The sequence below is a fragment of the Methylorubrum podarium genome, from assembly GCF_040270385.1.
Classification (GTDB): Bacteria; Pseudomonadota; Alphaproteobacteria; order Rhizobiales; family Beijerinckiaceae; genus Methylobacterium; species Methylobacterium podarium.
Window position 1 is genome coordinate 1 of sequence record NZ_JBELQE010000006.1, and the last position, 13,394, is coordinate 13,394.

The 13,394-nt window shown below is 68.0% G+C and carries 9 protein-coding genes; 3 read left to right on the forward strand and 6 right to left on the reverse strand.

What is annotated here, in order from left to right; genetic code table 11:
- Together ABS772_RS00280 and ABS772_RS00285 are read left to right on the forward strand one after the other, a co-directional pair.
- The coding region (locus ABS772_RS00280; RefSeq protein ID WP_456238260.1) for a cyanase at positions 1 to 194 on the forward strand (194 nt) is incomplete at its 5' end.
- Between the two features lie 691 nt (positions 195 to 885).
- Entirely contained in the window at positions 886 to 3,243 is a 2,358-nt protein-coding gene (locus ABS772_RS00285) for a bifunctional diguanylate cyclase/phosphodiesterase (RefSeq protein WP_350391610.1), read from the forward strand.
- A gap of 204 nt (positions 3,244 to 3,447) precedes the next feature.
- On the opposite strand, the gene ABS772_RS00290 is transcribed toward ABS772_RS00285, so the two are convergent.
- The 4 genes from ABS772_RS00290 to ABS772_RS00305 form a co-directional block, all read right to left on the reverse strand.
- Positions 3,448 to 4,005, reverse strand: a complete 558-nt coding sequence (locus ABS772_RS00290; RefSeq protein ID WP_350391611.1) for a TetR family transcriptional regulator — start codon at positions 4,003 to 4,005, stop codon at positions 3,448 to 3,450.
- Positions 4,006 to 4,232: 227 nt separating this feature from the next.
- Positions 4,233 to 7,340 (reverse strand): efflux RND transporter permease subunit, encoded by a 3,108-nt coding sequence (locus ABS772_RS00295; protein WP_350391612.1) that lies wholly within the window; start codon positions 7,338 to 7,340, stop codon positions 4,233 to 4,235.
- Positions 7,337 to 8,422, reverse strand: coding sequence for an efflux RND transporter periplasmic adaptor subunit (locus ABS772_RS00300; RefSeq protein ID WP_350391613.1), 1,086 nt, complete (start codon positions 8,420 to 8,422; stop codon positions 7,337 to 7,339). The genes ABS772_RS00295 and ABS772_RS00300 overlap by 4 nt, the downstream gene beginning before the upstream one ends.
- Positions 8,423 to 8,766: 344 nt before the next feature.
- Positions 8,767 to 10,725, reverse strand: coding sequence for an alpha/beta hydrolase domain-containing protein (locus ABS772_RS00305; RefSeq protein ID WP_350391614.1), 1,959 nt, complete (start codon positions 10,723 to 10,725; stop codon positions 8,767 to 8,769).
- 580 nt (positions 10,726 to 11,305) lie between these two features.
- On the opposite strand from ABS772_RS00305, the gene ABS772_RS00310 reads away from it, so the two are divergent.
- On the forward strand, positions 11,306 to 11,647 hold the full coding sequence (locus tag ABS772_RS00310) for a hypothetical protein (RefSeq protein WP_350391615.1): 342 nt from the start codon (positions 11,306 to 11,308) through the stop codon (positions 11,645 to 11,647).
- Between the two features lie 973 nt (positions 11,648 to 12,620).
- Here ABS772_RS00310 and ABS772_RS00315 read toward each other — a convergent pair.
- Positions 12,621 to 13,055, reverse strand: a complete 435-nt coding sequence (locus tag ABS772_RS00315; protein WP_350391616.1) for a hypothetical protein — start codon at positions 13,053 to 13,055, stop codon at positions 12,621 to 12,623.
- Between the two features lie 111 nt (positions 13,056 to 13,166).
- Positions 13,167 to 13,322, reverse strand: coding sequence for a hypothetical protein (locus tag ABS772_RS00320; RefSeq protein WP_350391617.1), 156 nt, complete (start codon positions 13,320 to 13,322; stop codon positions 13,167 to 13,169).
- Positions 13,323 to 13,394 lie beyond the last annotated feature (72 nt).

The following is a 13,394-nucleotide window of genomic DNA, read 5'->3' on the forward strand; positions in this document are numbered from 1 at the left end:
CCACCTGGAAGGAGCTGATCCAGGAGGAGTTCGGCGACGGCATCATGTCGGCGATCGACTTCAACATGACGATGGAGCGCGAGCCCAACAACAAGGGCGACCGGGTGAAGCTCGCCATGTCGGGCAAGTTCCTGCCCTACAAGTACTACGGCAACGACGAGGGCGTGCCGGAATACGGCTTCAAGGAGGCCTGAGCCTCGACGAACGCCCGGTCCTCGACGCTGGAAGCCGGAGGCGGCACGACTGCCTGCGGCCCTACCCCGCGGTATCCGCTGCTCCCGTCAACGGAACGGTCTGGAATCGGACGCGCTGGCAGTCTGCTTTGGGGCAGGAGTTCGCACGCGGCGCGGTCCGCTGTGCGGCAAATGTATATTGTATTGCCGGCAGAAAATTGCGATCGATACCGAAATTTCTGGAGTGCAGGCCGGCCGAAATCAGCAAATCTATCGTAGAGATCGGCCCGCCGTATCCGAGGGCGCTCGTCCACGCGAGTGCCGGCCTACGGGCGCGATGATGGGCTTTCCGACCGGACCGCTCGCTGTTCAGTCAACCCAGGACAGGGCCGGCCCGCTTGCGAGCGCGCAGGAGCCCGATGCTGCGCCGGCGTTCGTCGCAATCGGGCGGAGCGTGGCTGCCTCGAGACCTCGACGGCACACGATGATGATGCGCTTTTCATCGGATCGCTGCCGATCCAGGCCGCGGGCTCGAGAAAAAGCACGAATTCTTGCACGCTATCGGCAGTTGCTGTTCAGAACCTGGAAAAAAGGCCATCGCAACTCCTTCGGCTGACCTGCGGCATTTCGTGCCCGGATCTGCGAGGATTTTCCTGCCAAAACGTTCTTTCCATTAAGATTCAGTCTGCAATGATCTCCCGCGGAGGTCGAGATGCAGTCAATACTAACATGTGTTGTGCAAGCACATAATGTTCAATTGATAACTCTCGCTGGATTTGTCTGCATTGTCGGAATCTACGCCTCCTTTGCCGTAGCCGCTCAAGCCGGCCGGTCCGAGGGGGCGGCACGCCGCAACTGGGCCGGCATCAGCATCGTCGCCGCCGGATGCACGGCGTGGGCGACCCATATGATCGCCCTCCTCGCGTTCGAGCCCGGGATGGCGGCGGGCTTCGAACCGATCCTGACGGCTCTGTCGCTGTTGGTCGCGATTGCCGGGATCGGCCTCGGCATGGCGCTCGTCGTCGGCCGTCGGCACCGTTCCAGGCGCTTCGCGGCGGGGGTGATCCTCGGATTCGGCATCACAGCGCTGCACTATATCGGCCAAGCCTCCTACCGGGTGACGGGGCACGTCGCGTGGGACATGTCCCTCGTTGCCGGGTCCGGCGTGATCGGACTCGGCCTGTTCGGCCTCGCGCTGATGTTCGCGGGCGAACGCAGCCGCCATCTGCGCCAACTGGGCGCTCCGCTGCTGCTCGTCGCCATCGTCGTGCTGCACGTCGGGGGCATGGCGGCCGTGGTCCTCACCTACGATCCCACGGTCGCGCTCCCGGCATCCGCCGTCGCGCCCGCGACGATCGCGCCGATCATCTCGGGCGTCTCGTTCGGACTGCTCATCCTCGCCTTCGTCGGCTTGCGCCTGACCATGCATGCGCGGGCGCAAGCGCGACAGGAGCAACGGCGCCTGCAGGACCTCGCCAACATCGCTCTGGAGGGCCTCGCGGTCTGCGACGGCGACGTGATCGCCACCGCCAATTCCAGCCTGGAGCGCCTCTCCGGCTTGACGCAGGCCGAACTGACCGGCCGCAGCCTGTCAACCTTGCTGCCGGGACTCGCTCTCGCCGATCTGCCGGAACAGGAGGAGCGGGATACCGAGCTGACCGCCGCCGATGGCCAGACCCTACCCGTGCGCGTGCTGCGCAAGGAGGTGTCGCTCGGCCGCAGGCCCCAGACCGTCGTCGCGATCCGCGACCAACGCGAGCGGCTCCGCACCGAGGCGCGGATCCGGAGGCTTGCCTTCACGGATGCGCTCACCGGGATACCGAACCGGGCCCGCCTCGGCGACGTCCTGGCCCATCACGCGGTCGTGCTGCGGGAGAACGGGCGCGGCTTTTCCGTGCTCATGCTCGATCTGGACCGGTTCAAGTTCGTCAACGACGTCTTCGGCCACGCCATGGGCGACGCCCTGCTCCGCAAGGTCGCGGAACGGCTGCGGTCGGTCCTCTCCGCCGACGATGTCGCCGGGCGTCTGGGCGGCGATGAGTTCGCCGTCCTCGCCCCCGGCCTCGAGGACGGCGGACCGCAGCGCCTGGCCGCGTGCATCGTCGAGGCGATGGACCGTCCCTTCCTGCTCGACGGGCAACTCGTCCACGTCGGAGCCAGCGTCGGCGTCGCCCTGGCGCCGCGGGATGGCACCGATCCGGATCAACTCCTGCGCAATGCCGACCTCGCGCTCTACCAAGCCAAGGCGGAGGGCAAGGCGCGGTTCAGGGTCTTCGACGCTGCCCTGGCCGAGCGGGTCGAGGCGCGCCGGTCTCTCGAAACCGAATTGCGCTGTGCCGTGAGGGCCGGCGAGTTCGAGTTGCACTACCAGCCTCTGGTCGATGCACATTCCGGTGAGGTGACGGCGGCGGAGGCCCTGATCCGCTGGCGCCATCCGCGCCGCGGGCTCGTGTCGCCGGCCGACTTCATTCCGCTCGCCGAAGAGACCGGCCTCATCATGCCGCTCGGGGCTTGGGTGCTGCACACCGCCTGTTCGGAAGCGATGCGCTGGCCGGCCGCGATCAAGGTCGCGGTCAACCTCTCGCCGGTCCAGTTCCGCGACGACCGGCTGCCCGAGACGATCGAGGACATCCTCCGGGCGACGGGGCTGCCCGCCCATCGCCTCGAACTCGAGATCACGGAGGGGGTCATGCTCGACGACGAGGAGCGGACCCTGATGATGCTGTCCCGGCTCAAATCCGCCGGCGTCGGCCTCTCCATGGACGATTTCGGCACCGGCTACTCGTCGTTGAGCTACCTGCGCCGGTTCCCCTTCGACAAGATCAAGGTCGACCGCTCCTTCGTGCGCCAGCTTCCCGCCGATCCCGAGAGCGCGGCCATCGTGCGGGCCATCATCACCATGGGCTCGTGCCTCGGCATGGCGACCACGGTCGAAGGCGTCGAGACGGCCGAGCAGTACGCGTTCGTGGCGTCGGAACAGTGCAGCCAGGTGCAGGGCTACCATGTCAGCCGCCCGCTGCCGTCCCCAGACTTCCTCGCCTTTCTGACCGATCAGAAGGCCGCCGCGTAGGACGTGTCCGACCGGGCGAACCCTGGCGCCGGATATTCCACGACACGCCGCCCTGGGCGACCGTCGAATAGATGGCAGTGGCCCCACGGCCGCCTCATCCGCCCGGAATCGACGTCATTGAAAGTGTGATCACAGTTCATTCAACCGTGCGGGGTCGATCCCTAAGGATTTCGCCTCGCGAGGGGCAATCGAGTTCTGAGAGCGCTATCCCGGGCCGGCCGAGCCAGGGACGGTGGTGCGCGCCGCCTCGAGCAGTTCGTCGGCCAAGGCCTCGTCGTCGACACCCCGCGCCAGCACCACCGCCCCGACCATGGTCGACAGCGCCACGAGGGCGCGCTGCCGGCGCCGCTCCTTCGAGCTCTTGGGCAGCCTGTCCGCGATGAGGCCGGCGAGACCCTTGACCGCATGGGTGAACCGCGACCGCAGGGCGCTTCCGGAAGGCTCCCGACCGACGTCGTTCACCAGGGCGGCGACGGGACAGCCCCGCCCGGGCGTCCGGACATGTCCGAGGGAGAGATAGTTCTCGATGAAGGCGTCCAGGTTCGCTCGGTACTCGGCGCCGATCGCGGCATCGAAAGCCTCGGCCGCGAGGGCGTCCTTGTTGGCGAATTGACCGTAGAAGCCGCCGTGGGTCAGGCCGGCGGCCGCCATGATGTCCACGACGCCGATCCCGTGAAGGCCGCGCTCCCGGAACAGGGAGGAGGCGACCTCGACGACGCGCTGGCGGTTCAGCTTGGCTTGCTCCTGCGAGACCCTGGGCATCCTACCATCCTTCGCCGTTGCGGATGATCATATAGATGTATCAAGTCATGTATTGAAGGACGACCGGTGGGGCGAGCTCCGACGGTTCGATGGCGTGAGGAGAGCGGATCGACCGGCCTGCGCGAGGTGGGCAGGAGGCGCAGGCCGGTCGACGCATCGCACGTTCGGAGGACGAACGCGCGATCCCGGTCGGCCCCGCAGGCGGGGCGTCGAGGGGGCGTCCCGTGTCAGGGTTTGGCCGGCATCGGCACGGCGTGGAGCCCGGAGGCGGCCTCCTTCCCCCGCGGCTCCCGCGCCACCCGGAACCAGAGCGCGTAGAGGGCAGGAAGGAACAGCAGCGTCAGCAGGGTGCCGACGCCCACGCCGCCGATCAGCACGTAGGCCAGCGCCCCCCAGAACACCGAGTGGGTGAGCGGGATGAAGGCCAGCATCGCGGCCGCCGCCGTCAGGATGACCGGACGGGCCCGCCGCACGGTGGATTCGACGATGGCGTCGTAGTCGGACAGACCCGCCGCCTGATCGTGATGGATCTGGTCCACCAGGATCAGCGTGTTGCGCATAAGGATGCCCGACAGCGCGATCAGGCCGAGGATCGCGTTGAAGCCGAAGGGCTGCTGGAAGATCAGCAGGGTCGGCGCGGCCCCGACGAGGCCGAGCGGGGCGGTCGCGAACACCATGAACATGGCGGAGAACGACCGGACCTGGATCATGATGACCGTCAGCGTCACGAACAGCATCAGCGGGAACACCGCCGCCAGCGACCTTTGCGCCTTCAAGCTCTCCTCGACCGAGCCGGCCGTGTCGATGCGGTAGCCCGGCGGCAGCTTCGCCTTGATCGGGTCGAGCAGCGGGAAGACCTGGGCGTGGATGTCCGGCGGCTGCTTGCCGTCCAGGACGTCGCCCTGGACGCGGATATAGGTCTCGCGGTTGTAGCGCTTCAGGACCGCGTCCTCGGAGCGGCTCTCGAGCCGGGCGACCTGCGAGACCGGCACCTGCCGCCCGTCCTTGGTCGCCAGCGTCAGGTCGCCGATGTCGCCGAGCGAGCGCCGCTCGGGGCCGGGGCTGCGCAGCAGCACGTCGACGGAGCGCAGGTTCTCGCGCACCTGGGTCGCGGGCGTGCCGTTGAGGTAGTTCTGCAGCTGCTGGCCGGCCTCCTTCGGCGTCAGGCCGATCAGGCGCAGGCGCTCCTGGTCGAGGGCGAGGCGCAGGTTCGGGGTTTTGTTGCCCCAGTCGAGATGGACCATGCGCATGTTGGGGTTGGAGGCCATCGCCTCGGCCACCTCCGCCGCGATGCCGCGGATGACGTCGAGATCCGGCCCGACCACGCGGAAGGCGACCGGGAAGCGCACCGGCGGCCCGAACACGATCTGCAGCACCCGCACCCGCGCCTCGGGGAAGCGACCCTCGTCCACGAGCTGACGCACCTTCACGCGCAACGCGTCGCGGGCATGGGCGTCGGCGGTCTGGACCACGATCTGGGCGAAGGCCGGATCGGGCAACTCGGGATCGAACGAGAGCACGAAGCGCGGCATGCCCTGGCCTATGTAGCTCGTGATCTCCCGTGCCTCGGGCAGCGCCCGCACCGCCGCCTCGATCGCCTTGACGCTGGTCTCGGTGGTGGCGAAGGCCGAGCCCGCCGGAAGGGTGACCTCGACGATGAGTTCGGGTCGCTCCGAGTTCGGGAAGAACTGCTGCTCGACACGGCCCATGGCGACCACCGCGGCGGCGAACAAGCCGACCGTGATGCCGGCCGCCAGCCACTTGTGATCGACGGACATCCGCACGACGCGCCGCAGGCGCTCGTAATTCTTCGTGGCGTAGATGGCGTCGTGTCCGCCCTCGACCCGTCTGATGTTGGGCAGCAACTTCACCCCGAGATAGGGCGTGAACGTCACCGCCACGATCCACGAGACGATGAGCGAGAAGGAAACCACCCAGAAGATGTTGCCGGCGTACTCGCCGGCCGTCGAGGCGGCGAAGCCCACGGGCAGGAAGCCCGCGATGGTGACCAGCGTGCCGGTCAGCATCGGCGCGGCGGTCGAGCTCCAGGCATAGGTCGCCGCCTCGATCCGGTCGTAGCCCTCCTCCATGCGCACCACCATCATCTCGATGGCGATGATGGCGTCGTCGACCAGGAGCCCGAGCGAAATGATCAGGGCGCCCAGCGTGATGCGGTCGAAGTCGCGGCCGGTGAGCATCATCACCACGAACACCGCCGAGAGCGTCAGCGGCACGGCGAGCGCCACCACGATGCCGACGCGGAAGCCGAGCGCGACGAGGCTGACGAAGATCACCACGCCGAGGGCGGTGAAGAACTTCACCATGAACTCGTGGATGGCGTCGTCGATGACCTTCGCCTGATCGGTGATCTTGGTGAACGTGATGCCGGCGGGCGTCTCGTGGTGGATGGCGATTTCCTCGGCGTTCAGCGCCTGGCCGAGGGTGAGGCCGTTGAAGCCCGGCTTCATCACGAGGCCGAGCATCAGGGCCGGCTCGCCGTCGTTGCGGATCTCGAAGGTCCTGGGGTCCTCGTAGCCGCGCCTGACCTCGGCGATGTCGCCCAGCTTGAGGCTGCGGTCGCCGGCCGCCACGGGCAGGTTGCGGATCGCGTCCAGGCTGTCGATGGCCCCGTCCAGGCGCAGGTAGACGCGCGGTCCGGCGGCCTCGACGAAGCCCGCGGGCGTCACGTCGTTCTGGTTGGCCAGCGCGGCCAGGAGCTGCTGGCCGTTGATGCCGAGGGTGGCGAGGCGCTGATAGGAGATCTCGACGAAGATCTTCTGGGCCTGCTCGCCGAGGATGTTGATCTTCTCGACGCCCGGCACCCGCAGCAGGCGCTGGCGCAGGTCCTCGGCGCGCAGGACCAGCTGGCGATGCGGCAGGCCCCTGGCCTGCACCGCGTAGAGGGCGAAGTAGATGTCCGAGAACTCGTCGTTGAACAGCGGCCCGAGCACGCCGCGCGGCAGGCTGGCGGCTTGGTCGGAGAGCTTCTTGCGGGCCTGGTAGAACTCCGACGGGAGCTTCGACGGCGGCATGTTGTCCTTGAAGATGACCTTGGTCGTCATCAGGCCGGGCCGGACCGTCGTTTCGGTCCGGTCGTAGTAGACGAGTTCCTGCAGCCGCTTCTCCAGCGGGTCGGCGACCTGGCGCTGCATCTCCTCGGCGGTCGCGCCCGGCCAGGCGGCGGAGACCGTCATGACCTTGACGGTGAAGGCCGGGTCCTCGGCACGTCCGAGCTTCTGGAAGGCGAAGACGCCCGCGCCGGTGAGCGCGATGAGCAGGAAGAGCGTGACGGCCCGCTCGCGGACCGCCAGGGCCGAGAGGTTGAAGCCGCTCATCGCCCCACCCCCGTCATGCTGGAGGGCGCCTGACGCACCTTCTGGTCGGCCTTCAGGAGATGGGCCCCCAGGGCCACGATCCGGTCGCCCGGATCGAGGCCGGCGACGACCTCGGCGCGTTCCTCGCCCATGCGGGCGACCCGCACGGCTTGCGGCGTCACCGTCCCGGTGGCGGCGTCGAAGCGCCAGACCGAGGGGCCGCGCCCCTGGTCGAACAGGGCCGCCAAGGGCACCTCGACCGGGGCGGGACGAGACGGGTCCCGGGACTTGAGCCGCAGGGTCACGGTGGCGCCGAGCGGCGCGGTCTCGCCGCCGCCCGACAGGATATAGCGGGCGCGGTAGGTGCGGGTGGCCGGATCGGCGATGGCCGACAATTCGCGCAGGCGGGCCGGAAAGGTCGTCTCGCCCTCGGCATAGAGCGTCGCCGTGGCCTCGCCCTTCGCCAGACCTCGGCTCGCTTCGGGCAGGAAGATCTCCGCCTCGCGCGCGCCGTCACGCGCCAGCTTGACCACGGTCTGGCCGGCGGCGACCACTTCCCCGGGATAGGAGGGCACCTCCATCACCACGCCGTCGGCATCGGCCTTGAGCTCCGAATAGCTGGCCTGATTCTCGATCTGGCTGGCCTGGGCCTCGGCATTGGCGAACTGGGCGATGGCCGCATCGGCCGCGGCCTTGTTCTGGTCGTAGGTCTGCCGGGACGTCCAGCCGTCGCCCACCAGCTTGCGGCTGCGCTCCTCGTCGGCCCTGGCCTTGATCATCTGCGCCCGCGCCGCCTCGACGGATGCGCGCGCGGCGTTCAGGGCGAGGGTGAAGTCGGTGCGGTCGAGGCGCATCAGCGGTTGGCCGAGACGCACGCGGTCCCCCGGATCGACGAGACGCTCGAAGATCTTGCCGCCGACGCGGAAGCCGAGATTGCTCTCGGTGCGGGCTCGGATCACGCCGGTGTAGCGCGAGACCCCGCCGACCCCGGGGGCGACCTCGGCGATCTGGACCAGGGGCGGCTCCGGGTTCACGGCGGTCTCGGCCGGCGAGCAGGCTGCCAGGACCAAGCCGGTCAAACCGATCACCCATCGCGCATCCATAGCCGGTTCCCCCTAGGCCGATCGACGGCTTTCGAAATGATGACCATCATCTATTATGGTCGTCATCTATCGTCAATGGCCTTCGTGCCCGCCGGCCGGCGGCTCCGGAGCGGTTGCGGCCCGGGACCCCGCGCGGGCGCTTCCTCCGTTCTGGGGTGTTCAGGGGTGTCAGGCGTTCCGGCGGCCCCCTCCCCCGGCGTCGACCGCGCGAAGGTCGTGGGCGGCCCGAGGGGGCTCTCGGACCGGGCGTGACGGCCGCGGGCCCACCCGCGCATCCGGGCCGGCCTGCCGATCGATGCCGCCCGGCCTGCGCAGGGCCGCCGGCACGCCCGGAGCGCCGCCCGCTACGGCGCTTCCTGTCGCGCGGCCGCGATCATGCGCTCGCCGTCCTCCCGCAGGAGCAGTCGCTCCGACACGAGGGCATCGACGGATTTCGTCACGGCCGCGACGTAGGCACCCGTATCCTGATACCGCTCCTCGAGGGATGGACGGGGGTCGCCGGCCGCGTCCCGTTCGGCACGCGTGCGCGAAAACGGTATCTGGCTGCCCTCGCGATCACACAACGCGCCGGCGGGGAATGGATCGGCATACAGGTTCCAACCGGTGAAGGTCGCCCGCGGGGCCGCGACCGCCGGCAAGCGGATGCCGGCCACCTCGTTGCCGTCCGTATCGACGCGCGGGACCAGCGGGCGATATTGCGGCCCGCTTTCCGGGCGGGGATCCACGTAGGTGCTGAACCGGGCGATCGCATTCGGCGCCGTCGGAACGGGCACGCCGACCATGAACGGAAACCCGATCTCCGCCGCCTCGACCAAGGTCCCGTCGGACAGGCGGGGAACACGGCTCTCCGGTGGGGCCTTGCCGTCCTTCACCCACTCCTCCAGCGCGACGAGAAGCGCGCGAACCGCCGGGGCCGGGTTGAGGGTGCTGCGCGGGTTCGCGCAGGGTCCCTTGCTCGAGGTCAGGCCGGCGCGCCCGTAGTGGAAGCCGCTCGACACCAGGTAGGCGCGCGCCGTGTCGGGCAGCGGCACATCGGTGCGGCCGACCGGATCCGTGGTCAGGAGGGAGGCGCCCTTCTGCCAATACTCCGTGCCGGTGTTCGCTTCGATCAGGAGAGGATCGAACCCATCGTCCCGCAGGATGCTGCCCGTCCGCCCGGTGATCGGATCGTGTTGGCCGGCGGCCGAGAACGGGAAGGTGTTCTCCGGATAGAGATGGTCTTCGTGCTGCGTGTTGGTTCGCGAGGGCTGGGCGAAGCGGGCGTTGAGGAACACCCCGCCCACGCCCGCGATGTGGGACAGCATCCCGTCGAAGACCCGCTTGCCGCCTTCGTCGCGGTTGAACCCCTGTTGGATGAAGTCGCGGAGATAGCGCCCGCTCTGCGAGATGCCGAGCGCGAGGGTGTGCCGGATCGCGCCGCCGGCCGGGTTGGCCGTCCCGCCCTCGCTGCGCAGATAGGCCACCACGTCCCGCGTGGCGGCAAAGCCGATTCCGAGAACCTTCGGCTCGGTGGCTCGGTAGGTGAATTCGTAGAGCGAGCCGGGCAGCGGCTTGGTGCCCTTCGGCAGGAGCTCGATCTGACGCGGCGTGGCGTAGTGCCAAGCGCCGGGCGGGACCGGCCGCGGCGGGTCGGCCTCCCGGCGCCGCACGGTCAGCTGCGCGCTCGCCTTGTCCGGGCCGGCCGTCTTGAAGGTCAGGTAGAAGGGCGCCTCCGGCGGGCCGCGGGTCGCGCTGACGAGCTCATCGCGCACGACCTCGACGATCGGCTTGCCGCCGCGGGTGGCGACCGGCACGTCGATGGCCATGCCGCCCTGTTGGCGCAGGGCGTCGGCCTCCCAGCCGGACCAGACGATGGTGTAGCCCCGGCGCAGGACGAGGCCGGTCCCGGCATCGGTGGCCGTCCTCGGATCGTTGACGGCCTGTACCGCTTGGGCCGGCGCGTCGAGAACCCAGTTGAAGAGGAACTTGCGGCCGCGGTTCAGCACCTCGAACAGCAGCGTTCCGCTGCCGCGCGCCGGATCCTTGGGCCGCAGGATGAACAGGTCGGTCTTGTACTCGACCATGCCGCGGGCGTTGCGGGGCGCCAGCGCGATATCGACGATGCCGGCATTCGCGGGATCGGCCGGGTCCAGCTCACCACGGGCCGTGCCGACGACACGCTCGTAGCTGCCCGCTGCGCCGAACTCCGCGCCATCGGCGAAAGGTTCGACGCTGGCGATCTCGATGCCGGTGATGCCCGCCTGAGCCGGCGTCGCGCCGAGGGCGCAGCCAAGTGCGCCGACCACAACCCAACCGTTGCGCATGTTCGCTCCCTGCCCGGCTCGTGCTGGCCGGTCTCCTCAGCAAACATGCCGGAGGGCGGACGTCGAGAGGGAGGCTCGGTCCAGCCCTGTTTTCTCCTTTGCGGATCCTGCGCGACGTTCGGTGGGGTCGGGATCGACGTGAACCGAAGGCTGCCTCGATCCCTTCGCGACTGCGGATGCGCGCGCCAGGGCGCGCGCGCCGCGAGCAGTGCCACCATGCGGATCTCATCCGGGGCAGGTCTGAGCTTTCCTCACCTCGGCCCCGCACCGAGGGCGGTGCGGCGGCTGCGGGGGCCCGCCGGGGCGAACGGGGTTCCTGGTCGGTGTCGGACGCTTCCGGGACGGGAAGGCGGCCGGTTTCGGGGGGCTTGCGCGCACCGAACGCGCGCTGCGGGAGACGCGACCCGAGAGCCGCCGCGCAACATGTCGATGAGTGCTGACGACAGCTGTACAACTTTTAATATTTTCGGCGACATAGTTACTAAATATTAACCGCAATACGCGAGCGATCGAATTGAATAGAAACTCGGAGCGATCGGAGGCTATTGGCTCTGTATGAAAATCTTCAGGAGCCTACTGTATGGACTCGTTACCGTTCCCCAGCGCCGTTGTTGTTTGGCTCGATCCTCGGCGGCCCGATTTCGGTGTCAAACTAGTCGAGGATGTGCCTGAGGCGCTTTATTCTCTGCACCGCCACGGCTTGGAAGAAGCTATTCGCGGGCCGCAATCAGGCCTCTGGAAGTCGGCTGCCGGAGCGCTCGTGCAAGCCGAGGTCGATCCGAGCCCGAGCAACTTGCGGGTGGCTTACGAGGCGTTCCTTCAATTGGCGAAATGCGTCGCGCCCGTGCCGACGAAGATCCGGAAGGTCGTCTGCCCGAGGGCGCCGCGCGAGAGAATCGCCTCTTTCTTTTCCATGGCATGACGCTGGGGCGCAGGGTTCAGGCGCGCCGGTCGCCGCACCACGTTGGACGCTCTCGCGACGGATGCGCCCCGGCCCTCACCCTCGCTTCCCGGCGTCGGATATGGGGCGACCAGCGCCCAATCGTCGTCGGACGGGTCGGCGTTCCGGATCAGACCCACGCCCATCCTCTGCGCCACCCGGCCGGCCGGTCCAAAACAGCCTTCAGGCGTCGGATCTCACGAACTCTGTGCGGCGGCACCAAGGTCGGCCGCCGCGACGATCGTCCGATCAGGTTCAGCGCGATGTGCCTCGAGCCGCTGGAACGATGTGGGTCACACGGAGGGCGGCCATTATCGATGAAGTTCGATATGACGGCTATGACGGGCACTTGAGCCCAAAAAATCTGGCGGAAGGGCTGTCCGACGCAGGGTATTGGTCTTGCTAGGGTTTTCTCAGACGATACAGCTTTGCCCAAGCGGGCTGATCACGCTTTTTTTGTGCAGGTGGACGATTGAGTAGGTAGGAAAATGCCGGCTATGGCTGGGGTGCCAGGATGCTCAGCCAAAACCGAAAGGCTACGACATCAAGGGGTTAGGCCCTCGATCACCCGTCTTGAGCGGTATCGGATCTGGGGAATGGACCATCAGAGTGGACCCTGGTCAACGCTGCGTCCGAAGCATTCTACGACCGGCAAGGATTGGCGGCAGGTCCGCATAGCGCCGATATTGTTGAAAAACTTAGAAACAACATCTTTGGCGTGATCCAAGGCGACACCCCGGAGAAAGTTCGTCTCTCGATGGCGGCCAGATCCTACTGCCGCAGCGGGGTCAGGTCGACGTTATGGCAGGAAATTCTACGTCTGATTGGGTCCGCAGTGCTGCTTCGATCCGGTCCCGAGTTTTTCAACGCAATTCGCCACCAACAGACCTTCGGTCAAAACCACTGGAGTGGTCGCTTTTGACCCGACAGCTGCCGTTGATGAGGCTGCCGGCGGTCAGACGTAGAGCGCACGCGTCCCCGGGCCGGCTTGACGGACCCGCTCTGCGAAACCGTCGTAGAAGAAGCGGAGGTCGTCGGCGCGATCCCCGGCCAAGCGGCTCCTCACCTTGTCCCAGGTCATCAGGGCGACGTGAAAGTCCGGCTCGCCCACGACGAGGACGGGCTGGTCCCGCTCCTCGTGCCAGCGGTACTCTCCGCCGAACTCCCTCCGCCCGACCTCCAACAGGTAGCAGCCGGCCTGCTGCACGAGCCCGTCGATCTGCCCGGGCGTGAGCGTCGCGGCCCAGCAAGCGGCCTCCTCCGCCATCTCCTCCAGGGTCGTCAGGCTGGCCTGGGAGTAGTCCAGCGCGACGCTCGTGCCACGGCCGGCGCCGAGTTCTACGAGCTTGGCGGCGGAGCGGGCTACGGTCGCTTCGAGACGTTCGGCCATTGAGGTCCCTCGTTCCGGCTGCCGGCACACGCGCGAGCACGCGGCGCCTCACGGGTGAGAGCGGTGTGTCGATTCCAAAGTCGAGGTCCACCGCTCGGGACAGGTGTGCAATCATGCATCGGCCGCAAGCTCCTCAATGCCGAGGCCTGAGATGACGGAGAGCGGCTGCTCGATCAGCACGTCCGGTGCCGATCGCGGCCGGGCCGCTGCTTCCTTCCCCTTGATCAGCAGCCAGGACGGCTGTCGCTCCTCTTCGTGCGGCTTCATGTGGACCAACCGCCACCCGCCCCTTCGCTTCTCGCCTTGGAGGCTGAACCGGCCGCGGGTGCTCCTGGGGCG

Bases quoted from the DNA above. Each gene is read 5' to 3' on its own strand.
- ABS772_RS00285 (WP_350391610.1), top strand. From the start codon at position 886: ATGCAGTCAATACTAACATGTGTTGTGCAAGCACATAATGTTCAATTG.
- ABS772_RS00290 (WP_350391611.1), bottom strand. From the start codon at position 4,005: ATGCCCAGGGTCTCGCAGGAGCAAGCCAAGCTGAACCGCCAGCGCGTC.
- ABS772_RS00295 (WP_350391612.1), bottom strand. From the start codon at position 7,340: ATGAGCGGCTTCAACCTCTCGGCCCTGGCGGTCCGCGAGCGGGCCGTC.
- ABS772_RS00300 (WP_350391613.1), bottom strand. From the start codon at position 8,422: ATGGATGCGCGATGGGTGATCGGTTTGACCGGCTTGGTCCTGGCAGCC.
- ABS772_RS00305 (WP_350391614.1), bottom strand. From the start codon at position 10,725: ATGCGCAACGGTTGGGTTGTGGTCGGCGCACTTGGCTGCGCCCTCGGC.
- ABS772_RS00310 (WP_350391615.1), top strand. From the start codon at position 11,306: ATGGACTCGTTACCGTTCCCCAGCGCCGTTGTTGTTTGGCTCGATCCT.
- ABS772_RS00315 (WP_350391616.1), bottom strand. From the start codon at position 13,055: ATGGCCGAACGTCTCGAAGCGACCGTAGCCCGCTCCGCCGCCAAGCTC.
- ABS772_RS00320 (WP_350391617.1), bottom strand. From the start codon at position 13,322: ATGAAGCCGCACGAAGAGGAGCGACAGCCGTCCTGGCTGCTGATCAAG.